The 22,579-nt window shown below is 37.9% G+C and carries 20 protein-coding genes and 1 other annotated feature; of the genes, 5 read left to right on the forward strand and 15 right to left on the reverse strand.

The window, feature by feature from the left end; translation table 11 throughout:
* Positions 1–3: 3 nt before the first annotated feature.
* From cydB to HMPREF2810_RS07860, 6 genes are all read right to left on the reverse strand, one after another.
* Positions 4–1,017 (reverse strand): cytochrome d ubiquinol oxidase subunit II, encoded by a 1,014-nt coding sequence (cydB, locus tag HMPREF2810_RS07835; RefSeq protein ID WP_002419710.1) that lies wholly within the window; start codon positions 1,015–1,017, stop codon positions 4–6.
* Positions 1,014–2,432 (reverse strand): cytochrome ubiquinol oxidase subunit I, encoded by a 1,419-nt coding sequence (locus HMPREF2810_RS07840; protein WP_002356974.1) that lies wholly within the window; start codon positions 2,430–2,432, stop codon positions 1,014–1,016. Before HMPREF2810_RS07840 ends, cydB begins: the two co-directional genes overlap by 4 nt.
* 665 nt (positions 2,433–3,097) lie before the next feature.
* Entirely contained in the window at positions 3,098–3,961 is an 864-nt protein-coding gene (locus HMPREF2810_RS07845; protein ID WP_002419711.1) for an AraC family transcriptional regulator, read from the reverse strand.
* Positions 3,962–4,045: 84 nt separating this feature from the next.
* Positions 4,046–6,127, reverse strand: a complete 2,082-nt coding sequence (locus HMPREF2810_RS07850) for a DNA topoisomerase III (protein ID WP_010715326.1) — start codon at positions 6,125–6,127, stop codon at positions 4,046–4,048.
* Positions 6,128–6,257: 130 nt separating this feature from the next.
* A complete protein-coding gene (locus HMPREF2810_RS07855) occupies positions 6,258–6,623 on the reverse strand; it encodes a DUF1033 family protein (RefSeq protein ID WP_002356966.1) in 366 nt (121 codons plus the stop codon).
* 97 nt (positions 6,624–6,720) lie between these two features.
* Entirely contained in the window at positions 6,721–7,290 is a 570-nt protein-coding gene (locus HMPREF2810_RS07860; protein ID WP_002356965.1) for a TetR/AcrR family transcriptional regulator, read from the reverse strand.
* A gap of 132 nt (positions 7,291–7,422) precedes the next feature.
* On the opposite strand from HMPREF2810_RS07860, the gene HMPREF2810_RS07865 reads away from it, so the two are divergent.
* Together HMPREF2810_RS07865 and HMPREF2810_RS07870 are read left to right on the forward strand one after the other, a co-directional pair.
* A complete protein-coding gene (locus tag HMPREF2810_RS07865) occupies positions 7,423–7,938 on the forward strand; it encodes a YbhB/YbcL family Raf kinase inhibitor-like protein (protein ID WP_002362073.1) in 516 nt (171 codons plus the stop codon).
* Positions 7,939–7,954: 16 nt separating this feature from the next.
* Positions 7,955–9,193 (forward strand): multidrug efflux MFS transporter, encoded by a 1,239-nt coding sequence (locus tag HMPREF2810_RS07870; RefSeq protein ID WP_010715327.1) that lies wholly within the window; start codon positions 7,955–7,957, stop codon positions 9,191–9,193.
* 178 nt (positions 9,194–9,371) lie between these two features.
* Here HMPREF2810_RS07870 and mnmA read toward each other — a convergent pair whose 3' ends face one another.
* The 4 genes from mnmA to HMPREF2810_RS07895 form a co-directional block, all read right to left on the reverse strand.
* Positions 9,372–10,496, reverse strand: a complete 1,125-nt coding sequence (gene mnmA, locus HMPREF2810_RS07880) for a tRNA 2-thiouridine(34) synthase MnmA (protein WP_002362075.1) — start codon at positions 10,494–10,496, stop codon at positions 9,372–9,374.
* Between the two features lie 225 nt (positions 10,497–10,721).
* Positions 10,722–11,066 (reverse strand): DUF1831 domain-containing protein, encoded by a 345-nt coding sequence (locus HMPREF2810_RS07885; RefSeq protein ID WP_002356959.1) that lies wholly within the window; start codon positions 11,064–11,066, stop codon positions 10,722–10,724.
* A gap of 67 nt (positions 11,067–11,133) precedes the next feature.
* The gene (locus tag HMPREF2810_RS07890) at positions 11,134–12,279 is read right to left on the reverse strand and encodes a cysteine desulfurase family protein (RefSeq protein WP_002366913.1); all 1,146 of its coding nucleotides are present in this window, start codon (positions 12,277–12,279) and stop codon (positions 11,134–11,136) included.
* 156 nt (positions 12,280–12,435) lie between these two features.
* Positions 12,436–13,410 carry a ribose-phosphate diphosphokinase gene (locus HMPREF2810_RS07895; RefSeq protein WP_002362076.1) on the reverse strand — a complete coding sequence of 325 codons (975 nt, stop codon included), beginning with the start codon at positions 13,408–13,410 and terminating at the stop codon, positions 12,436–12,438.
* A 212-nt stretch (positions 13,411–13,622) separates the two neighbouring features.
* On the opposite strand from HMPREF2810_RS07895, the gene HMPREF2810_RS07900 reads away from it, so the two are divergent.
* From HMPREF2810_RS07900 to HMPREF2810_RS07910, 3 genes are read left to right on the forward strand one after another with little or no spacing between them, the layout of a single operon-like run.
* Positions 13,623–14,372, forward strand: coding sequence for a metal ABC transporter ATP-binding protein (locus HMPREF2810_RS07900; protein WP_002425953.1), 750 nt, complete (start codon positions 13,623–13,625; stop codon positions 14,370–14,372).
* A complete protein-coding gene (locus HMPREF2810_RS07905) occupies positions 14,369–15,238 on the forward strand; it encodes a metal ABC transporter permease (RefSeq protein WP_010715328.1) in 870 nt (289 codons plus the stop codon). The genes HMPREF2810_RS07900 and HMPREF2810_RS07905 overlap by 4 nt, the downstream gene beginning before the upstream one ends.
* On the forward strand, positions 15,225–16,151 hold the full coding sequence (locus HMPREF2810_RS07910) for an Mn/Fe ABC transporter substrate-binding lipoprotein EfaA (RefSeq protein WP_002356954.1): 927 nt from the start codon (positions 15,225–15,227) through the stop codon (positions 16,149–16,151). The genes HMPREF2810_RS07905 and HMPREF2810_RS07910 overlap by 14 nt, the downstream gene beginning before the upstream one ends.
* Before the next feature lie 54 nt (positions 16,152–16,205).
* On the opposite strand, the gene HMPREF2810_RS07915 is transcribed toward HMPREF2810_RS07910, so the two are convergent.
* From HMPREF2810_RS07915 to HMPREF2810_RS07940, 5 genes are all read right to left on the reverse strand, one after another.
* The gene (locus tag HMPREF2810_RS07915) at positions 16,206–17,744 is read right to left on the reverse strand and encodes an ABC-F family ATP-binding cassette domain-containing protein (protein WP_010715329.1); all 1,539 of its coding nucleotides are present in this window, start codon (positions 17,742–17,744) and stop codon (positions 16,206–16,208) included.
* Positions 17,745–18,113: 369 nt separating this feature from the next.
* Complete coding sequence (locus HMPREF2810_RS07925; protein ID WP_010715330.1) at positions 18,114–19,307, reverse strand: amidohydrolase; 1,194 nt, start codon at positions 19,305–19,307, stop codon at positions 18,114–18,116.
* A gap of 14 nt (positions 19,308–19,321) precedes the next feature.
* Entirely contained in the window at positions 19,322–20,155 is an 834-nt protein-coding gene (locus HMPREF2810_RS07930) for a MetQ/NlpA family ABC transporter substrate-binding protein (RefSeq protein WP_010715331.1), read from the reverse strand.
* 18 nt (positions 20,156–20,173) lie between these two features.
* Positions 20,174–20,854 carry a methionine ABC transporter permease gene (locus HMPREF2810_RS07935; RefSeq protein ID WP_002381703.1) on the reverse strand — a complete coding sequence of 227 codons (681 nt, stop codon included), beginning with the start codon at positions 20,852–20,854 and terminating at the stop codon, positions 20,174–20,176.
* A gap of 18 nt (positions 20,855–20,872) precedes the next feature.
* Positions 20,873–21,943 carry a methionine ABC transporter ATP-binding protein gene (locus tag HMPREF2810_RS07940; RefSeq protein WP_002366919.1) on the reverse strand — a complete coding sequence of 357 codons (1,071 nt, stop codon included), beginning with the start codon at positions 21,941–21,943 and terminating at the stop codon, positions 20,873–20,875.
* A gap of 85 nt (positions 21,944–22,028) precedes the next feature.
* Positions 22,029–22,279 (reverse strand) — a binding site (T-box leader).
* Positions 22,280–22,579 lie beyond the last annotated feature (300 nt).

Here is a 22,579-nt window from a genome sequence, read left to right on the forward strand (position 1 = left end):
GTTTTAATACCCCTCTGGTACGGCTGTCTGTGAAATACGTTTTCTGAAAATATAATAGGACCAAGCAGTATAAGCTAAGACGAATGGTAAAATGCTTAAAGAAATCCACGTCATAATTTTTAGTGTATATGGTGTACTTGTTGCATCTTTAATCAACAAATCAAAACCTTCACTACCAATCATAACACGTGGGAACAAGCCACTGAACAAGAGAGCAACTAGTACAACTAATGTTAAACCACTCGCTAGAAAAGCTAACATCTCTTTGCGTTTAAACACCCCAACATTGGCAATGACCGTTAAGACCACAATTGCTAACGTTAAAATTAAAGTGACCGCAAAGTTCTTTTCATAAAAGTCCGTTTTGAAGTACATCAACACTGCAAAAACAACTAAACCGACATATAAAACGCCGTATAAGATTTCTGCATAATTTCGAGCACGTTCGCGAATTGGGCCTTCTGTTTTTAAAGCAATATAGTTCATGCCGTGTAAGTAGCAAAGTAATGTTAAGGCTACTCCACCAACAATTGAAAACAGATTAAAATAATCCGTAAATTGCGCATGCATATTGCCGTTTGCATCTAAAGGCATTCCTTGGACTAAGCTGATAAACAAAATACCAAAGAAGAACGGTACAAGGAAACTACCAATTGATAGCGTCCAGTTCCACATCCGACGACGTTTACCTTCCGGCATTTTGTGGCGGAATTCAAAGGAAACTCCGCGAATAATTAAGCCAAATAAAATCGTAAATAGAATTAAATAGTAGCCACTAAATAATGAAGCATACCAATATGGGAAAGAGGCAAACATTGCGCCGCCCGCTGTTAATAGCCAAACTTCATTTCCATCCCAAACAGGTCCAATTGTTGCAACGACTTGATCTTTTTCGTCGTCATTGTGTGCCAACGTTTGAACGGCCATTCCAACACCAAAGTCAAATCCTTCTAAGAAGAAGAAACCTGAGAACAAGACGCCGATAAGGACAAACCATAATAATTGTAGTGTACTCATTCGCCAAATACCCCCTTATCAAATGGATCCAACGCTGGTTCATTTTCTTTCGCTAATTTTTTCGCTTCATAGTCTGGTCCTTTACGTAATTCTAAAATAACCAAGTAAACCATGACACTACCTAAACCAGCAAATAATAAGAAATAAATGACATTTGACGTAATTAATGAAGCAACCGATACATTTGGTGAAACACTTTGTTCAATCGTAAATAGTCCATAGACAGTCCACGGATAACGACCTAATTCAGTGACTAACCAACCTGTTGTATTCGCAAGGAATGGCGCGAACGTACATAAAGCAACAATCCACAGCATCCATTTCTTCTCGTACAGAGATGGTTTTTTCTTCCTTGTAAAGAATAGTCCTAAGGCAGCAACCAATAACATTAAGGCACCAAAACCAGCCATGATACGGAAGCTCCAGAATAAAGTGTTAACTGGTGGATAATAATTTTTATCATCCCCATATTTTTCTACCAAACGCTTGTTGACTGTATCCATTCCATCAACCGAACCTGATAATTTGTTATACGATAAAATACTTAGCATATATGGAATATCGATACCAAAAACTTGTTTATGTTCTCGTTCATCTGCCCAAGCAATCAATGTCCAAGCAGCAGGATCATCAGAGTCTTCATAGGCCCCCTCCATCGCCGCAAATTTCATTGGTTGTCCTTCAATTAGAGCTTTCATTTGCAAGTCGCCAGCTAATAAAACGCCGATTGAACCGAACAAAGTAACCCATAAGCCAATGCGCATAGATGCTTTGTGGAATGAAATATCCCGTTTTTTCAACAATTGGAAAGCAGCCATACCAGCTACTGCCATGCCGCCCAATGTAAAGGCGCCCATGATAACGTGTGAAAATTCATACCAAACTTTTGGATTGCTGATGACAGCTACAAAGTCCACCATTTCAGCACGGCCATTATTGATGACATAACCTACTGGATGTTGCATAAAACTATTGGCAACTAAAATCCAGAAAGCAGACATCATTGAACCGAATACGACTAACCAGATAAAGGTTACGTGAACTTTCGGATTCATTTTATCCCAAGTAAAGATCCACAAACCTAAGAATGTTGACTCTAAGAAGAAAGCTAAGAGCGCTTCTACCGCCAACGGTGCACCAAAAATATCTCCGACGAATCGAGAGTAATCAGACCAGTTCATCCCAAACTGAAATTCTTGAATAATCCCGGTTACAACCCCAACAGCGAAGCTTAATAGGAATATATTTCCCCAAAACTTGGCCATTTTACGATAACGTTCCTCTTTTTTCACAACGTACATTGTTTCCATAATTGCTACAACAAGTGCTAATCCTATTGAAAACGGTACGAAGAAAAAGTGGAAAACTGTTGTCATCGCAAATTGGATTCTCGCCAATGTTACAATATCAAACATATTATTTCCTCCCTGATTTGCCTCCACACAAAGAAACAAGCTTACCTGAATTGTTCATTTCCATTAGCGATGACTCCTTTTATCTACGAAACTAAAAGAAAATTCAAGTGAACTTTTCCAAAAAGTGTGAAAATGCATGTAATATAGAATAATTCCAATCTAAGTATACAACTTTCTGATGCAGAAACCAAACAATACAGAAGCATTTCTCACAATTTTTTTAGGTGCTACCAAGATTTCTTCCCTTTCTTCTATCAATAAAAAAAGCCCTTCCTAAAAAAAGGAAGAACTAATCTCAATCTATCAACATTTTGACTTATCACTTGATTAGTTTTCGAAAATTGAAGCAGCTCGTCTTTGATGATAAAAATTCTAATCTTGTGATGAAAATTACGGATTGCTTGAGGTGATAGTTTGTTTTTTAACAACATGACTCTAAAACAGGCAGCTCATCCGCTCTGAAATCTGGCAGGTTTTGGTACCATTCTAAACAACATGACTCTAAAACCTCGGAGAATTATTTTTTCTCCATGATTCCGTAGTCGCATCACTTATCCATAGCTAGATTTCAGTTTAGAAGGTCTGATTTTTTTCTTCACGTTTATTATACCAAACTTTCTCCTTCTTGGCGGAAAAACCCACCATTTTTCAATGGTGGGTTTTCTTTATTTAGTAGCTGTAACAGCGAGCCAGATTTCACTGTACTTAGCTTCTGCTGGTCCTTGATATTGCGTAAACGAAATTTCTGGTGCTGCAACGACTTGGTAACCAGATGAAGGCAACCATTCAGAGAATATCCTTGCCCAGGTTTCTTGTAATGTTTGTGGGAAAGGACCTTCATTAGGAAAAACCGCCCATGTATGAGCAGGTACGCTTAGTTGCTCCAAATCTTCATAGATATTTTCTTGCAAAGTGGCAAAGCCAATCATGTGTGTCATTTCTCCACCTTCTGTTGTTCGTCCCTCTTGAAAGTCAAAAGAAGCATTTACTACTTGATGAGGATATACATCATCAAATGTATGCATTTCCGCTCGTTGTTGTGGTGTAATGCGCTGTGCTAATTCCATGATTGCTTGATTTTCCCCTTGATACTGCAAGGGAACCTTCTGACTAACTCCGACTATTTGAAACGCTGGTTTTTCAATCAATTTAACATCCATTGATTGTCCTCCTTTAATATCAATATAGAAAGAGAATTTAGGGAACGTTTTTTGGATTTGTGTTTTCATTACTTCAGAAGGGGCTTGTCCTGACCAATCGCGAAAGGCTCTTGAGAATCCTTCAATACTTTGATAACCATATTTAAAAGCTACATCTGTCACTTTTTCACCAGCAAGTAATGCTAAATTTGCTTCCGCCAAACGTCTCTTTTTAATATACTCAGCCAGACTCATCCCCGCAATAAACGAAAAAGTTCGTTTAAAATGGTAAACAGAAATCCCTGTCTTTTTCGCCAATTCATCGAAGGATACTTCTTCCGTTAAATGTTCTTCAATATAATCCATTGCTTGATTTAAATTTGCGAGCATCCGTGTCCCTCTCTTTCTATTTGAAAGTTTACTAAAGACCAACAAGGATGACTTGATTATTTAGAGCCAACATTCGTCAAATCGCTACTCTTGGTTCATAGCGGCTTTTAAGGCCTGTGCTAAAGCACTTTCTTCTGGTTCGTCTGGTTGTGAATATTTTTTCATCAAACGACGTTCTTCATGTTTAGTCATTTTTTGTTTTCGTTCTTTTTTATCGGGAATTTTTTCAGTAATCGAACAGAATTTACATTTGAAAGAACGACCATTTTTTCCTTCTATGATGACCATTTTTTTATGGCATTGTGGGCAACGGTGATTGGATACTTTAGGATCTTTTCGCCGACGATAAGAACATTCTTGGTTTGTACAAACGTAAATCTTCCCATCTTTTGTATTTTTTTCCCGTAAGTTTGAGCCACAATCTGGACATTTTTTTTGCGTAATGGAAAAATCTTGATATTTTTTCTCGCTTTGTTTAATTTCACGGACTAATTTTTTCGTATCCTCTTCAATATCCTTTAAGAAAAGTTGACTCTTTTGTTGACCCGAAGCGATTGCTTCGAGCGATTTTTCCCATTTTTCCGTTAGTTCAGGTGTCACAAGTGATGGATTCACCAAGTCTAATAGTTGCTTTCCTTTGGCAGAGACACTTAAACCGCTATTGGTTCGTTCCATCAATTCTGATTTAATCAGTTTTTCAATGATTTCAGCTCGCGTTGCCGGTGTGCCTAAACTGTGTTTCTCCATTTTTCCTAACAACGTTCCTTCGGTTAATGGTTTTGGCGGCGACGTTAATTCTTTGTTAATGGTAAAGTTTGGCGCAACGGTCATGCCTTTTTGCCATTGGACAATGGACAGCGGCTGTTCGGCTGTTGTTTTCCAGCCAGCAACAACTACTTTATTTTGATGAAAGACAAATGTTTCTTTTCCAAAAGCGACTGTAACTTTTGTTTGTTTGGTTTGATTTGGCTCAGCAAACAAACCTAAGAATCGTTGAACAATCATTTGATAGATTTTTTGTTCATCATTACTTAGCTTTTCATAACGAGGACGTTGTTCAGTTGGAATCAACCCATGGTGATCTGTGACTTTTGCATTTTGGAAAACTTTTTGTTGTTTAACAACGGCCCCATTTTTAAGGTAGCCTTTCACTTCTGGTGAAAAATCAGCAATGGCTTGAAGTCGTTCTTTCATCGTTCCTTTCATATCCGTCGTTAGATATTTGCTGTCAGTTCGAGGATAGGAAACAATTTTATGGGTTTCGTATAAACTTTGCACAAGAGACAACGTTTTCTTTGCAGAAAATTGGAATCGCTGATTGGCTTCACGCTGGATTTCGGTTAAATCATATGGTAACGGCGCATTTTCTGTTTTAACTTTTTCTTGGATATCGGTAACTAAGCCCTTTTGTTTTGAGAGTTCTTTGACTAATTGTTCTGCTTCCTGCCGTTCTTTTAAAGCGTATGGATTTTTTTGGGTCATCTTTGCTTTTTCTGATTCAACAGATAACGAGATAGTAAAATAAGTTTGAGGCTTAAATTGTTCAATCGTTTTTTCTTGTTGGCGTACCATTGCTAAAGTTGGTGTTTGAACACGACCTGCGGATAAGTTATCTTGATATTTCACTGTCAACGCCCGTGTGACGTTTAGCCCAACTAACCAGTCAGCTTTTGCGCGCGCCAAGGCAGAGTAATACAAATTATCGTAGTCTTTCGCTGGGCGAATTTTCTTAAACCCGTCTTTAATGGCTTTGTCTGTTTGAGATGAAATCCATAAGCGTTTGACTGGTTTGTTAAAACGGACATATTCTAAAATCCAGCGGGCCACTAATTCACCTTCACGACCAGCATCGGTGGCAATCACGGCTTCAGAAACATCTTTACGATTGGCTAATTGTTTAATCGCTTTTAATTGATGTCCCGTTTTCGGTAACGGTTTAATCCCTAAATTCTTAGGAATCATCGGTAAAGTTTCCATTTGCCACGTTTGCCATTCTTTGTTTAAATCTTCTGGCATTTTTAGTCCTAAGAGATGGCCTAAAGCCCAGGTGACAATCACGTTGGGTCCTTCATAATAATTCTTATTTTTTTGATTTGCTCCTAAAACGCGGCTTAAATCTTTTGCTACGCTAGGTTTTTCGGCAATAATTAATTGTTTTGCAACCACTAGTTTCGCTCCTTTTTGAGTGCTATCTTTTCGTATTATACCAAATATTAGCTCGATTTTCTCTAAATTCCGAGAATAGAAAAAGAGTTTAAAGAAAATTCCCTGAGGTTTTTCTTTAAACTCATGCGTTTCAAATAACTTTCCGTTTGCAGAATTTTGTTTTGCCAAAATGATTGGATATTGTGGTAAACTCAGCTTTATTTTCAAAAGTAACTGCATGATGATTTTCTAGTAATGCTAAACCGAAGTATTGTTGTAAATCTTCATCGCATTCTTCACACCAGCGTTCTTCCCCATCATTCCAGAAAGCCGTTAAATAATTAGGCTTTGTGTTGACGTATGTATAATTCTGAGAAAGTTTTTGCCAAACTTCCACATAATATGTCTCTGCATCGGTCAAGTTATCGAAGGTTTTTTCTTGAACAATGTCCTCTTGCCAATCATCAAAAAACCACCAAGGTTCATTGTCGCCATACATTGTAATTACTTGATACATTGAACCGCTCCTTTTTTTGCTACTGTAGGTATCATAGTCACTTTCTGAAAAAGTTGCAAGGATTTGGTTTCGGACTGAGAAATTTTTGAAATTTATTTTATCCTGCCACTTCTAAAGAAGCAATAAAATCTTCAATCATGCGACGATAACTTTCTTCTGGCGTGGCTTCTTCGCGTTGAAAATAACCTAAAAAACGTAAGGTAATATAACCATGGATTAAGCTACGTAATTCTCGACTTTTATGCAGTCGTTCTTCATTATTAAATGGATAAAAAGCTAAAAGTTGTAAGATAATTTGATTGGTTTCATGGATGCCTTCAATTAATTGTTGGTTTTGCGTTTTCGGCACACTGATAAGTAATTCATAGACTGCAGAATTTTCAAAAGCAAATTGTTGGTACGTTTCAGCATATATCCGAATTGCTTCTGCGCCACTCTTACCCACTAAGGCTCGTCGCAATGCATCATTTAATTCTTGAATTAACAAGTCCACTAGAGCATTTTTTACTTCAGCAATATTTTTAAAGTGATTATAGAGTGAAGGATACTTGATGCCTAAATCAACGGCTAAATTTTGAAAGGTTAATTGTTGAACGCCCAATTCTTCCGCTAGGTTGCGGGCACTTTCAAGGATTTTGGCTTTCGTTAAATTCCGTTTTTTTGCCATCTTTCTGACGCCTCCAATTCTTAAATTTTGGACAAGTATTAGTTTATCATATCTATTGACTATTTTTAAACTATAAATTATAGTTTATAATAATAATTTGTAAACATCATTTTTGAAAGAAGGCTGTTTGGCATGCATATTACCAACCGTTCTCATTTGGCCGATCGTTATGGCAAACGAACCAGTGCAGAATTTTTATTACACGAACGTCCTATTTTATCTTTTCCTATTTCTTTAGCGGCCATTCCTAAAGAAGCCCGCTATTTATCCTGGGAATTAATTGATTATGACACGATTCCTCTAATCGGTTTCCCTTTTATTCATTGGTTAGCTGCCAATGTTCCTGTAACCAATGAGATTCCTGAAGACTTTAGTCGAACAGCACTCAAGCCTACCATTCAAGGAAAAAATAGTCTTGCTTCTCCTTTGGGGAAACAGATGATTCCTGCGCTTGCCACTGAAACGTTACCTGAGTTAACCGAACGTTATCTGGGGTTAAGTCCTCGCTCTGGTGTGCACACCTATACGTTATATGTATACGCTACAAAAAATCCACTAAATTTAAAAGAAGGCTTTTTTGCGAATGAATTGCATCAAGCATTGAATGATCAACGACTCGCCAAAGCCAAATTTGAATTTCTTTACTAGAAAGTGAGGAAATAGAATGTATGAATTAATTAAAAGTAAAATTTTCCGTCCAAGACAACCTTGGGAAAAAAATCTGCTTGTTTTATGGTTTGGCACATTTATGGCTGGTATTGGCTTTAGCTTAGTGATGCCATTCATGCCTCTTTACATCAACACATTAGGTACTTTTACCCACCAACAATTGAATTTTTGGAGCGGAATCACGTTCTCTTCCACTTTTTTAGTCACAACCATTGTTTCACCTTGGTGGGGCCGTTTAGCCGACCGAAAAGGACGCAAGTTAATGTTATTACGCGCTTCATTAGGGATGGCTATCGTCATTAGTTTAATGGGCGCAGTCACAAGTGTTTATCAATTGATTGGCTTACGCTTATTACAAGGTGTTTTTTCTGGTTATATCAGTAATGCGACTGCGTTAGTTGCTACAGGCACACCTAAGGAAAAAAGCGGCCAAGTGCTTGGTACTTTAGCCACTGGTTCTGTTACCGGCACGTTGCTTGGTCCTCTTTTGGGCGGTGTCACTGCGTCTATTTTCGGTTATCGGCCAACCTTTTTTATTACTGGTACGATTTTATTACTCGTTTTTGTTTTGAGTCTCATCTTTGTCCATGAAGAGTTTGTGCCAATTGAAAAAAATCAAGCCGCATCTGGGAAACAAATTTTAAAAAAACTAGAACATCCCCACGTGATTCTTGGAATGTTTATTACGACATTAATCATTCAAGCTTCCAATAATTCAATTAGTCCCATCATCAGTTTATATATTCAACAATTGTTGGGTGGTCACGGAAATGTCACCTTAATTAGCGGAGTCATTGCTTCTATTCCAGGGATTGCAACGTTAATAGCCGCCCCACGTTTCGGCCGGTTAGGCGATCGTATTGGCAGTGAACGCATCTTGACAATTGGTTTAATTTTAGCCATTTTCGTTTACCTACCAATGGCCTTTGTTCAAAATGTCTGGCAGCTTGCCATGCTTCGTTTCTTAGTTGGGATTTCCGATGCCTGTTTACTACCAGCTGTTCAAACGTTGATTACTCGTTATTCCCCAAGTGACGCTGCAGGTCGTATTTTCAGTTACAATCAATCTTTCCAAGCGACAGGAAATGTGATTGGTCCTATGATTGGTTCAAGCGTATCTGCCGCTTTCGGTTATCGTGGGGTCTTTATTTCCACTTCTTGTCTGGTTCTCATTAACCTTCTATGGGTTCGTCGAAGCACCGCCGAATTAAAAAAAGAGAAAAATGATGCCTGAGTTATACACAGAAAAGTTATCCACAATTTTAATTTTTAATTTTTCTCCTTTTTCTTATTTTAAAAAAATAGGTATATAAAATAAAAAAGAAAAGCGGATATTTACTGGTTTTATGACCAGCATATCCGCTTTTTTTTGGTTGACTTCATCCTTTTTGTTTCACAACTCGTGAAACTTTTTAGACGTATTGTAGTTCTTTTTCATCTTGGTAGGCGCGATCAATTAAGCCGCCCCCTAAGCATTCCATCCCATCATAAAAAACAACAGCTTGACCTGGAGTGACTGCGCGCGCTGGTTCCTTAAACGTAACGGTTGCTTTTGTGCCATCTTCAGATAAGGAAACATGCACTGGAATATCTGCTTGACGATAACGGAATTTAGCCGTACAGTCAAACTCTTTTGGCATTGGTGTATCAACAGTAAAATGAACCTCACTAGCTTCTAAATGTGTTGCATATAGTTTTTCATGGTGAAATCCTTGTCCCACATATAATGTATTGGTAGTTAAATCTTTCCCAATTACAAACCATGGTTCTTGTGTTTTACCGCCGCCACCAATTCCTAAGCCTTGGCGTTGACCGATAGTATAATACATCAGACCATCATGTTGTCCTTTGATTTCGCCATCTTCTGTCACCATGTTGCCTTTTTTAGCTGGTAAATAATTACTCAAAAATTCTTTGAAATTCTTTTCACCAATAAAACAAACGCCCGTTGAGTCTTTTTTCTTGGCTGTGGCTAATCCAGCACGTTCAGCAATTGCACGAACTTCTGATTTTTCCATGCCCCCCAATGGAAACATTGTTTTTGCTAATTGGGCTTGTGATAATTGGCTTAAAAAATAGGTTTGATCTTTATTATTATCAATTCCACGTAACATATGCACTACGCCATTTTCATCCGTTTCTACTTGCGCATAGTGGCCAGTTGCAACATAGTCAGCGCCTAGTTGCATAGCATAATCTAGGAATGCTTTAAATTTAATTTCTTTATTACACATGACATCTGGATTTGGTGTCCGTCCTAACCGATATTCTGCTAAAAAATATTCAAACACACGGTCCCAATATTCTTTTTCAAAATTGACCGAATAATACGGAATCCCAATTTGATCCGCTACTTTTGCGACATCTTTATAATCCTCAGTTGCGGTACAGACACCATTTTCGTCTGTATCATCCCAATTTTTCATAAAGATCCCAATTACATCATAGCCTTGCTCTTTTAAAAGCAACGCTGTGACAGATGAATCGACACCGCCACTCATGCCTACCACGACACGCGTTTTGCTGTTATCTGCCATTTTATCACCATCATTTCAATTAGATTCTGAAATCATCCACGATTTGAAGGTCGTAACTTTTCAGTGCTTTTCATTATACTATTTTTTTGAAATAAGTAAAGCAAGCCGGGCGTATAATGAGAAAATACTTGGAACAAAGGCACAGCGAACAAGCTATTGCTTTCAAATAAACAGAAAACCTGAAGGAACAAGCTACTTTCACTTGTTTCTTCAGGTTTCTCTAAATTATTCTACTTTCTCTAATACACCTCGACTAATTAAGCCATCCATTAAGAAAAAGTATTTTTCTTTACTCATTTCATGTTGTTCATTCTTGAAAATATTCATTGGTTTTAAACCATTTGCCGTTGTAATGGACATTTTCAACTCTTTTAGATCAGCAGTGATCGTAATTTTCAATTTGAAGCCTTCATTTCTCTGAGGCGTTGGATCTAAGGAACGAATCAATTGAAAGTTCCCTGATTTTGTTTCAGTAAAGCCGTTATCTTTTAATGTATAGCGTTTTGCACTAGGATGTACTTTGTAAAAAACTGTTGAGCCTTCAACAGCAGCCGTTGTTGTAAATGCCATGGGTTCCACCTCGTTATTTTCATTGTTATCTTCATTATAGCGAAAACCTGTAGCTGCCGCAATCAGATTATTTTTTCAATTGTTGAATCACTGCAACTAGTACTTCAGAAAAAGTCGCAATTTCTTCTGGTGTGTTCCCGTAGCCAAAACTAATCCGGATTGATTCTTTAATAGCTGAGGAATTTTCTCCATACATCGCTGTCAACACGTGCGAAGGATCCACAGTTCCCGCTGTACAAGCCGAGCCTGTTGAAATCGCAATACCTCTTAAGTCCAAATGCATTAAGAGCAAATCACTGGGAATTCCTTTTAAATGAAGATTTAAGACATGCGCTAAACGATTGGTTGGTTCACCATTAATTGAAAAATCAATATTGGCTTCTTCTAACGCTTTTAAAATAATCGTTTGAAAACTTTGATAAGCTGTTTTTCTTGCTTGCTTTTCTGTAGAAGTTAGTAATGAAACGGCAGTACCCATGCCAATAATTCCAGCTAAGTTTTCCGTGCCCGCACGTCGTTTTTCTTCTTGTTCCCCACCATGTAAAAGAGGTGGTAATTGGATTGCATCGCTTTTAAATAAAAAACCTACGCCTTTTGGACCATTGATTTTATGAGCGGAAATACTTAATAAGTCGATCCCTAATTCATGAGGTAAAATGACTTCACTTCCATAAGCTTGGACGGCATCTGTATGAAAAATCGCCGAATGATTTTTAAGAATTGCACCAACTTCAGCAATTGGTAATCGATTTCCAATTTCATTATTGCCATACATCATTGAAACCAAGATCGTTTCTTCGCGTAAAGACTTTTTGAATTGATCCATTGAAATCTGACCATTTTCATTCACAGGCAAGTAAGTCACTTCAAAGCCTAACGTTTCTAAGTATTCCATCGTTCGTAATACAGCGGGATGTTCAATTGCCGTAGTAATAATATGTTTTCCTTCCTTTTGACGAGAAAAAGCAACTGCCAAGATGGCTGTGTTATCCCCTTCTGTGCCACCACTATTAAAAATAATTTCGTGGGGTTTGGCTTGTAAGCTCTCGGCAATCGTTTGACGCACTTCTTCCAGAAGACCGTGTGCCTTTCGTCCAAACTGATGAATACTTGATGGATTGCCAAAAGTCGTTTGCATATTTTCAGTCATCGCTTGAATGACCGTTGGATGAAGCGGTGTTGTTGCCGCATGATCTAAATAAATGGGTTCCAAATGACTCGTCCCTTTCCTTATGTTCTGGCGTTATTCTAGCATAAAAAGCTTAAAACACAAAATCAGAATACTTTCTCTTCTATTTATAAAAGAGATAAGAAAAATAGGCCCAACACTATTAAAGTTGTTAGACCTATTTCTAGTTTAAGGAATCACTTATTCTCCTTTTGGTTCTAAACGGAATAATGGACTCATTGGTTTATTTTCATGAATACGAAGTAACGCTTCCCCCATTAACTCAGCGCAAGAAATAATATTCAAGGTTGCTGGTTGGCGGTCTGCTGTCGTATAAACAGAGTCAGTAATACTAATTTCCTTAATTGGCGCATTTTCTAAGGTTGCTTTTGCGCCTTCTGATAACAAACCATGCGAGGCGCAAGCATACACTTCTTGCGCACCATTTTTCATTAAAACTTCCGCCGCTGTGGCTAACGTTTGACCAGTATTCAAAATGTCATCAACAAGAATACATTTTTTCCCAGCGACATTCCCAATAACGTAACCTTCTTGACGCACCCCATCAATCTCTTCATGGTCTACAATTGCTAAGGTCGCATCTAAGTACTCCGATAAACTACGTGCGCGTTGAACGCCACTGTTTTTAGGCGAAACAATCACAATTTCTTCCCCTACTAATGCTTGTTGACGATAATAATGAGCAAACAAAGGCATTGTAAATAAATTATCTACTGGGATATCAAAAAATCCTTGGACTTGAACAGTATGCAAGTCTAATGTTAACAAACGTGTTGCGCCTGCCTCTACTAACATATTAGCAACTAATTTCGCAGTAATGGGTTCTCTTGGTTTCGCTGTGCGGTCTTGGCGAGCATAACCATAGTAAGGCAAAATAACATTAATTGTTTTTGCGCTAGCACGTTTTAATGCATCAATTAAAATAAGCAATTCCATCAAATGATCATTTACAGGGGCATTCGTTGCTTGGATGATGTAGACATGATCGCCACGAATACTTTCTTCAATATTAATTTGAATTTCGCCATCACTAAATTGGCGCACGGTGCTTTTTCCTAATTCTGTTCCTACTGATGCTGCGATTTTTTCAGCAAGTGGTCGATTTGCATTTAAACTGAAGATGCGTAAGGTGTCATCTTGATAGTTTTCGGTCATGATATCCTCCGTCAATATAAAATAATAGTCGTTTTCATTCATATTCTACCATTTTTTGTCATAAAAATCATGGGATCCTCCTTAATTTATTGAAAGAAACGGTTTTCTTTGTGAAAAAAGCGCTTGTATTTAGGTGCGCCTAAAAATTATTTGCATTTTCTTAAACTATCCCTTATACTGATTTTAAGGCAAACCTAAAAAGGAGGAATTTCATGAGAAAAAGCTTTAACTTAGCTGTTCAAGCGTTAACCGTTCAATATCAAGGACGGACCGCTTTAAATAATATCCACGTTACTATTCCCTCCGGTAAAATTACTGGAATTATCGGACCAAATGGTGCTGGAAAGTCAACATTTATTAAAGGGTTATTAGGCTTGATTAAAACAAAGGAACGTGATGTTTTGTTAAATAATCAAGCGATTGACCAACAAAAAACAACCATTGCCTATGTAGAACAACGTAGCGCCTTGGATCTTAGTTTCCCAATTAGCGTTTTTGAAACGGTCTTGCTAGGAACCTATCCAAACTTGGGACTATTAAAACGCCCAGGAAAGAAAGAAAAGCAAGCAGCCATGGCTGCATTAAAAATGGTGCAATTAGAAGACTATGCGCAACGCCAGATTGGCGAACTTTCTGGTGGCCAATTACAACGTGTGTTTATCGCCCGTGTTTTGGCCCAAGGTGCTGAGGTGATTTTTTTAGATGAACCTTTCGTCGGCATTGATATGTCTAGTGAAAAAGTGATTATGGATATTCTCAAATCATTAAAAAGTCAAGGTAAAATGATTATCATTGTTCACCATGATTTGCACAAAGTATCCCACTATTTTGATGAATTAATCGTTTTGAAAAACCGGCTAATTGCTGCGGGTCCTGTTGAACAAACGTTTACTGCAGAAACGCTCCAAGAAGCATACGGTGATTTGTTAGGTGATTTATTAATACAGGGGGTTGCAAAATGATTGCTGCATTTATTGATGGTTTATTCCGTTATCAATTTTTACAAAATGCCCTTTTGACGTCTGTAATTGTCGGACTCATTTCAGGGGTAATTGGTTCATTCATTATTTTACGTGGGATGTCTTTGATGGGTGATGCGATTTCCCATGCTGTTTTACCAGGGGTCGCTGTTTCTTATATGTTTGGTTTCAATTATATTTTTGGCGCTTCTATTTTTGGCTTACTAGCTGCATTATCGATCGGCTTTATTACCCAAAAAAGTCCACTAAAAAATGATACTGCCATTGGTGTTGTCTTTAGTTCTTTTTTTGCTTTAGGGATTATTTTTATCTCTTTTGCAAAAAGTTCCACCGATTTATATCATATTCTGTTTGGAAATGTATTAGCGGTCGCAGATACCGATATTTTAATTACTTGTGTCGTCGGCGTGATTGTTTTGATTTTTGTGGCATTGTTTTATAAAGAGTTGCAACTCACTTCTTTTGATCCCACAATGGCTCAGGCCTATGGTTTAAATATTCAATTTTTCCACTATGCATTGATGTTTTTACTAACATTAGTCGCTGTTTCTTCTTTGCAAACCGTCGGAACTATTTTAGTCATTGCCATGCTGATTACGCCAGCGGCAACAGCTTATCTATTAACAAATCACTTACAGACAATGATTGGCTTAGCCTCTACTTTTGGGATTTTAAGTTCAGTGATTGGCCTATTCTTTAGTTATTCTTATAACTTAGCTTCTGGTGCGACGATTGTTTTAACCGCCGCCTTATTCTTTTTATTGGCTTTCTTTTTCTCACCAAAGAAAGGCCTAGTATTTGTAAACCGTCAGAAAGAAATGGAGGAATCAACGAATGAAAAAATTTAGTTTATTTTTTTTAACACTTTTAGCAGGGTTAACGTTAGCTGCTTGCGGGAATCAAGCCGCTGAAAAGAAAGAAAAATTAGCAATTGTGACAACGAACTCGATCTTATCCGATTTAGTGAAAAATGTTGGGCAAGACAAAATTGAGCTGCATAGTATTGTGCCAATTGGGACAGACCCTCACGAATATGAACCGTTACCAGAAGACATTGCGAAAGCTTCTGAAGCGGACATTTTATTCTTTAACGGCTTGAACTTAGAAACAGGCGGAAATGGCTGGTTTAACAAATTAATGAAAACGGCCAAAAAAGTTGAGAATAAAGATTACTTTTCTACAAGCAAAAATGTTACGCCACAATATTTAACAAGTGCCGGTCAAGAACAAACAGAAGATCCGCATGCTTGGTTAGACATTGAAAATGGCATTAAATATGTAGAAAACATTCGTGACGTGTTAGTAGAAAAAGATCCAAAAAATAAAGATTTCTATACAGAAAACGCAAAAAATTATACCGAAAAACTTAGCAAACTACATGAGGAAGCCAAAGCTAAATTTGCTGATATTCCTGATGATAAAAAATTATTAGTTACAAGTGAAGGTGCCTTTAAATATTTCTCCAAAGCTTATGATTTAAATGCCGCTTATATTTGGGAAATTAACACAGAAAGTCAAGGAACACCTGAACAAATGACCACGATTATTGATACCATTAAGAAATCAAAAGCACCTGTGTTATTTGTTGAAACAAGTGTCGATAAACGTAGTATGGAACGGGTCTCAAAAGAAGTGAAACGACCAATTTACGATACACTTTTCACAGACTCTCTTGCCAAAGAAGGAACAGAAGGCGATACGTACTACAGCATGATGAACTGGAATTTAACAAAAATCCATGATGGCTTAATGAGTAAATAAATAATAAAGAAGAAAGAACCAAGTTGACTCCCCCTCAACTTGGTTCTTTCTTCTTTATTTAACTAATTCCTCAATATCAATTACTCGATCCACAATTTCCTCATAAAAATCTGCTTCATGGGAAACCAGAAAAACCGTTCCTGGGTAAACGTGAATTGCTTCTTGTAAACTTTTTTTGGCCGCTTCATCAATATGATTGGTTGGCTCATCTAAAAATAACAAATTACTTGTTTGCATCATTAGTTCCGCTAGTTTTACTTTTGTTTGCTCACCACCACTTAACAGGGCTAACGACTGCATTGCTAACTTATCTGGTAAACCTGCTCTAGCCAAATGACTTCTTCGCTCTTTAATCGTTGTATCTGGAAAACGATCTGATAAATAGTCTAGCGGCGTTAACTGCTCATTAGGCCACGCCAAGTCTTGGGTAAAATAAGCAATTTTTGTATTCAGCGGATAATGAAATTCTCCATCTAATGAAGGAATCACTTTCGTCAACGTTTTAATTAATGTTGATTTGCCAATCCCATTAAAGCCTTTCAATGCGACTTTTTCACCGACATGAACCATTAAATCTAACGGTTCTAACAAAGGTTCCCGATAGCCGACAACTAACTTCTGGGTCGTTAGTGCTTGCGTTGCAACTAACCCTTGATAAGGAAATTCAATCGCTGGCTTAGTCAAGGAACCTGGCGGAGTCAATCGTTCCAACCGGTCCAATTGTTTTTGTCGACTTTTAGCCATCGTTGCTCGATTTCCAGCTTTGTATTTACGAATATAGGCTTCCATTTTTTCAATTTTTTCTTGTTGGGCCTGATACTGTTTCAAATAGGTTTGTTTATTCTGCTCTTTTTGTGCAAAAGATTTTTCTACATTTCCAGTATATTTGGTTAATTTGCCAAACTCAATGTCTGCGATGCAATTCGTCACTTCATTTAAAAATTGATAATCATGGGAGACTAATAGAAAGCTTCCTTCAAAATTATTCAGATAGCGAATAAGCCATTGAATATGTGTATCATCTAAATAGTTGGTGGGTTCATCTAAAAGTAACACATCAGGGGCCTCTAACAATAATTTTGCTAAAATCACTTTTGAACGTTGACCACCGCTTAGCTCCCCTAACTTTTTATCCAAACCAATTGCTTGTAGTCCTAACCCATTGGCTAAATCCTGAATAATCGTGTCGATTTGATAAAAATTACTTTCATCTAAATCTGTTTGTAATTTGCCTGCTTGTTCTAAAAGTTTTTCCGAAGCCGTTTGACTGTATTCTTCATAAAGTTTTGCCAGTTTCGCCTCTTTATCAAAAAGTTCTTGAAAGGCTTGTTTCAAAAAATCAACCATCGTTAGTGATTGTTCTACAGAAACGTGCTGATCCAAGTACCCAATCTTACAATTTTTTTGCCACTGAATCGTTCCTTCGTCTGGCAATACTTCCCCCGTTAAAATTTTAATTAAGGTGGATTTGCCGACCCCATTTTGGCCAGTTAAGCCTAAATGATCCCCTTTATTCACTTGCAATGAAGCCTCTTCATACAAGACCTTTTCGCCAAATCGATGCGTTAAATGTTCAATAGTTAAAATACTCATTTTCGTCACTTCTTTCTTGTTAACTGATTATTTTGGGACAACAAAAAAAGAACCACGTCTGCACGTCGTCCATCCTGACAGAAATCCCGACAACCGCTTGTACGTACACTCAAATAAGACTAGCTTTTCTAGTCAAAAAATGTGCTATCAAGCGATGAAGAAATTAATTGCTCGGCTCCACAACAGTGCTTCATCTGTTCTTAAACTATCGGGAGCTACTTTTCTTGTTAATTTATCAGTTAAAACAAAAAACATGTGAATCACCTTTCTTATGCTTGTATTCTACCATAGAATGACAAGAAAGCAAGCCACGTTAGTTTATAACGAAAGGAGCCCACAAACCATCATTTTGTCGGCTCCCTATCCCTATTATTCTGATAAATAGTTTAATGCATAGCGTACGTGGTACTCTGCTGCTAAAAGTAAGGCACGTTCATCAATATCAAATTGTTCATGATGGTGTCCAAAATGAGTAGCAGGATTTTCAGGGTTTCGTGAACCGACCCGTCCATAGATACCAGGAATTACCGCTAAGTAATCAGCAAAATCATCCGCCCCTAAACTTTTAGGATGATTGGTCACAACATTTTCAAAACCAACAATTTCACTGGCTACCTGCTGTGCACGGTTGGTTGCTTGTTCTTCATTAATTAATGGATTCGCTGCCGCATAAACAGAAAAATCAGCAATTTCTGTGCGATGAGACTGGGCAATTTCATGGGCAATTTCTTCGACTCGTTGTAAAACAAATTGGCGCGTTTCCTGACTAAGTGTTCGAACAGTGCCTTCAATGGTTGCATGGTTTGCTACAATATTATAGCGTGTTCCTGCTTGTAAAACGCCAATTCCTACTACGACAGAATCTAAAGGATCAATCTCGCGCGCTACAATTTTTTGTAATTCCACAACGATACTGGCCGCTGCTAAAACAGCATCCCGGCCATTCTGTGGTTGGGCGACGTGACTACTTTGACCACTGACTTCAATTTTAAAAATATCACAAGAGGCGTTGGTAGCACCTTTGGTAGCAACTAATTTTCCGACTGGCACACTGGAATCTAAATGAATCCCAAACACTTGGTCGATTGCTTCTAAATAATTTCCTTCCACAAATTGTCGAGCGCCTGCACCAATTTCTTCCGCTGGCTGGAAGGCCAGTTTAACCGTTCCTGAAAAGGTATCCTGATGTTTTTTGAGCACTTTAGCTGCACCTAGCAATGCTGCCGCATGACCATCGTGTCCACAAGCATGATTGAGTCCTGGATTTTTAGAAGCATAGGCAGCGCCTGTTGCATCTGGCAATTCCAACGCATCAATATCTGCACGTAACAAAATCGTTTTGCCAGCGCCAAGACCTCCTTCAATGGTTGCTAAAACACCCGTTTCCCCTACTTCTACAAAAGGAATAGCTAAGGCTAGTAGTTCTTCTTTAATGCGCTTAATCGTTTCATATTCTTTTAAACTTGCTTCAGGGTATTGATGAAAATGACGTCTTAAATGGATTATCCATTCCTTTTCCGTAGCAATAGCTTCTTGGATTGTTTGAATCGTTGTTGTACTCATTATAAATGCCTCCTTTATTTTTTACCAAATGTTTCCCAGGCTGGAACATTGGCGCCTTTTGATGTTTCTGCAATGACCTTTTTCGTTTCTTCTTGTTGATATTCTTCTACAACTTTTTGATAAAGTTTATTCTCTTGATCTTCTTCTCGAGCCACGACAATGTTCACATAAGGTTTCGCTTTTTCGTTTACCGGTTCTAAGAAAATAGCATCTTTATCTGGTGTATACCCAGCATCGACAGCCATGCCGCTATTAATCACTGAAGCATCGACATCTTGTAAAGCACGCGCTGTTTGCGTAGCATCTAATTCAGTTATTTTCAATTGGCGTTTATTTTCAGTAATATCACTGACAGTCGGTAGTTGCTGTTTCGCAGGATCAACTTTTATCAGTCCCGCAGTTTGTAATAAAATTAACGCCCGCCCGCCATTCGTTGGGTCATTAGGAATAGCAATTTCTCCGCCGTCTTTAATTTTCGTGATATCTTTCAATTTATTAGCGTAAATTCCCAATGGTGCATTGACTGTATTGCCAATTGATACTAATTTCGTCCCATGCTCTTTATTGTAATTGTCTAAAAAGATTTGATGCTGAAAGGCATTTAAATCAATTTCTTTTTCTGCTAATGCTGCATTTGGTTGCGTATAGTCTGTAAATTCTACCAATTGTAGATCAATATTTTTCTTTTTCAAACGGTCTTTGACCGATTCCCATTCATCATTTTTTGTTCCTACAACCCCTAGTTTAACGGTTTCTGTCTTAGTATCCTTCGCAGACCCCGATGCACAACCTGCAATCGTAAAAGCTAATACCCCAATAAGTCCAATTAATTTACTCAATTTTTTCATTTGTCATTTCTCCTTTTTCTAATGTGATGTTTTTTTGATTAATTGATTACTAATGGCTTGACTGATAAATACCATAATTAAAATAATTAACGTGGCCATAAATGTCACATCGGTTTGAAACCGATTGTAGCCTCGAGTAATCGCTAAGTTGCCCAGACCACCTGCCCCAATAGCTCCTGCCATGGCTGTTAATCCAATTAAATTAATAATTGTCACTGCTGAAACACGAATAATACTTGGTAACCCTTCAATTAGATAAACCCGAAAAATAATCCCTAAGGGACTCGTCCCCATAGCTTCTGCCGCTTCGATAACGCCAGGATCCACTTCTAATAACGCATTTTCAATTTGGCGCGCGAAGAACGGGATTACGCCAATAACTAATGGGACTAACGCTGCGGTTGTACCAATTGTTGTTCCTGCCAAAATTCGTGTTAATGGTTGAATCAGTGCGAGCATAATGATGAAAGGAATAGAACGGCAAACATTAATAATTTTTTCTAAGATACTATACAGGGGTGGATTTTTCAAAACACCACTGGGGCCAGTACTGACAAGCACGACACCCAATAAGACTCCTAACACGCCAGCAATCAATGCTGTCCAAAAAACCATGTATACTGTTTCCCATGTACTTTGAAGAAATTCTTGTTTTAATTGGACAACATTCGGAAAATATTTCTCAAATAATTGATACATTCTCAGTTCACTCCTTTTTTAAATCACCTGTAAATTCTTCTTTTGCTTCGTTTGCTGATAGGTTTTCAAAACATTGGTTCGCACGCCTTGTTTCGCTAAATAAGTAAGGGCTTGTTGACGCTGGGCCTCATCACCAGAAAGCACCACAATTAAATGGCCAATAGGAACGTTTTGAACAATTTCGACATTGCCATAAAGGATATTTGTATATACCTGATATTGGCTATACAATTGTGCAATTAATGGCTCGTTCGTTTGATCTCCCACATAAGAAAATTCAATTAATTCTTGATTTTTATCTAAATCAGCTAATTTAGGATGTTCAAGAATCGTGGTTAATGCTTGGTCAATATGAGTTGCTGTCCGAATAAAATCTTTGGTTAAAGGTTGTTGGGGTTGACTAAAAATCGAAACAATATCGTTTGATTCGACAACGCAGCCATTTTCCATCACCGCAACTTTATTACAAATTTCTTTAACCACTTGCATTTCATGGGTGATTAAGACAATCGTCAAGTTCAGTTCTTGATTTAACTTTTTTAACAAAGCTAAAATCTGTCCTGTTGTTTTTGGATCTAACGCACTCGTCGCTTCATCACAAAGTAAAATTTCAGGATCATTTGCTAAAGCGCGGGCAATCGCAACCCGCTGTTTTTGCCCTCCTGATAGTTGACTGGGGTAAGCGTCCCGTTTTTCACTTAGTCCAACTAGCTCTAATAAGTGGCTGATTTTTTGACGCCGCTCAGTTTTACTTAGCCCAGAATATTTTAATGAAAAATCGATATTACTAAATATGGTCCGCTCTTTCATCAAATTAAAATGTTGAAAAATCATTCCAATCTTTTTTCGTTGTTGTCGTAATTCCTTTTTAGAAAAAGTTAAAATATTTTCTTTGTTAATAATAACGGTGCCCGCTGTTGGTCGTTGCAATAAATTAATTACCCGTACTAACGTACTTTTTCCAGCACCGGAATACCCAACGATTCCGTAGATATCCCCTTTATCAATTGTCAAAGAAACATCTTGGACAGCCTGAATTTCTTGTTTTTTTTGTTGAAATGTCACACTGATATTTTTTAGTTCAATCATTCTTTATCCCCCTTCATTCTTACCAACCTGCATTTTTTCACAAAAAAGAAAAAAGCATCCTCAACGACACAACTCAAGTTGTATCGTTGAGGACGCTTTTTTGCGTGTTACCACCTCATGTTCAGAATTTGCTCACACAAATTCCCTTTTCAAGTACGGAACAATATGTTCGATACCCTAGCTCGATAACGGGAGCCCCCGTCGCCGCCTTGTGTTTAACACTCGGAGCGCTTGCTCAATAGCCATTTTCCAAAACGTCTTTGTCACCTATTCTCAGCTACCTAGGCTCTCTGTTAGACAAATAAAGTCTTGTACTTACTATATCACTGCTTTTTTATTTCTATTCATTCTAAACTGATTTTCGTTTATTTTCAAAATCAAACAGACTAGTGTTAATGTTCTCTTCGAACATCTTGTACTGTTCATCACTTACAAAGGCCATACTGCGTCGAGTAACCGCAGACATCATCTACTCTGTCGCTTCGCGCCAGTCGTAGTGCTCAACAGGATTTGACTGTGACGAGAATCACAGCCTTGGCGAGAATCGTAGGAACACTTTCGTGCAAATGACACAACTTGCCCTTCGGTCACCTTGTACTGTTCATCATCTACTCTGTCGCTTCGCGCCAGTCGTAG

The organism is Enterococcus sp. HMSC078F03 (assembly GCF_001811595.1).
Lineage (GTDB): Bacteria > Bacillota > Bacilli > Lactobacillales > Enterococcaceae > Enterococcus > Enterococcus faecalis.

Bases quoted from the DNA above. Each gene is read 5' to 3' on its own strand.
- HMPREF2810_RS07930 (WP_010715331.1), bottom strand. From the start codon at position 20,155: ATGAAAAAATTGAGTAAATTAATTGGACTTATTGGGGTATTAGCTTTT.
- HMPREF2810_RS07885 (WP_002356959.1), bottom strand. From the start codon at position 11,066: ATGGCATTTACAACAACGGCTGCTGTTGAAGGCTCAACAGTTTTTTAC.
- HMPREF2810_RS07900 (WP_002425953.1), top strand. From the start codon at position 13,623: ATGAGAAAAAGCTTTAACTTAGCTGTTCAAGCGTTAACCGTTCAATAT.
- cydB (WP_002419710.1), bottom strand. From the start codon at position 1,017: ATGAGTACACTACAATTATTATGGTTTGTCCTTATCGGCGTCTTGTTC.
- mnmA (WP_002362075.1), bottom strand. From the start codon at position 10,496: ATGGCAGATAACAGCAAAACGCGTGTCGTGGTAGGCATGAGTGGCGGT.
- HMPREF2810_RS07895 (WP_002362076.1), bottom strand. From the start codon at position 13,410: ATGACCGAAAACTATCAAGATGACACCTTACGCATCTTCAGTTTAAAT.
- HMPREF2810_RS07870 (WP_010715327.1), top strand. From the start codon at position 7,955: ATGTATGAATTAATTAAAAGTAAAATTTTCCGTCCAAGACAACCTTGG.
- HMPREF2810_RS07860 (WP_002356965.1), bottom strand. From the start codon at position 7,290: ATGGCAAAAAAACGGAATTTAACGAAAGCCAAAATCCTTGAAAGTGCC.
- HMPREF2810_RS07940 (WP_002366919.1), bottom strand. From the start codon at position 21,943: ATGATTGAACTAAAAAATATCAGTGTGACATTTCAACAAAAAAAACAA.
- HMPREF2810_RS07910 (WP_002356954.1), top strand. From the start codon at position 15,225: ATGAAAAAATTTAGTTTATTTTTTTTAACACTTTTAGCAGGGTTAACG.
- HMPREF2810_RS07865 (WP_002362073.1), top strand. From the start codon at position 7,423: ATGCATATTACCAACCGTTCTCATTTGGCCGATCGTTATGGCAAACGA.
- HMPREF2810_RS07915 (WP_010715329.1), bottom strand. From the start codon at position 17,744: ATGAGTATTTTAACTATTGAACATTTAACGCATCGATTTGGCGAAAAG.
- HMPREF2810_RS07905 (WP_010715328.1), top strand. From the start codon at position 14,369: ATGATTGCTGCATTTATTGATGGTTTATTCCGTTATCAATTTTTACAA.
- HMPREF2810_RS07840 (WP_002356974.1), bottom strand. From the start codon at position 2,432: ATGTTTGATATTGTAACATTGGCGAGAATCCAATTTGCGATGACAACA.
- HMPREF2810_RS07925 (WP_010715330.1), bottom strand. From the start codon at position 19,307: ATGAGTACAACAACGATTCAAACAATCCAAGAAGCTATTGCTACGGAA.
- HMPREF2810_RS07845 (WP_002419711.1), bottom strand. From the start codon at position 3,961: ATGCTCGCAAATTTAAATCAAGCAATGGATTATATTGAAGAACATTTA.
- HMPREF2810_RS07935 (WP_002381703.1), bottom strand. From the start codon at position 20,854: ATGTATCAATTATTTGAGAAATATTTTCCGAATGTTGTCCAATTAAAA.
- HMPREF2810_RS07855 (WP_002356966.1), bottom strand. From the start codon at position 6,623: ATGTATCAAGTAATTACAATGTATGGCGACAATGAACCTTGGTGGTTT.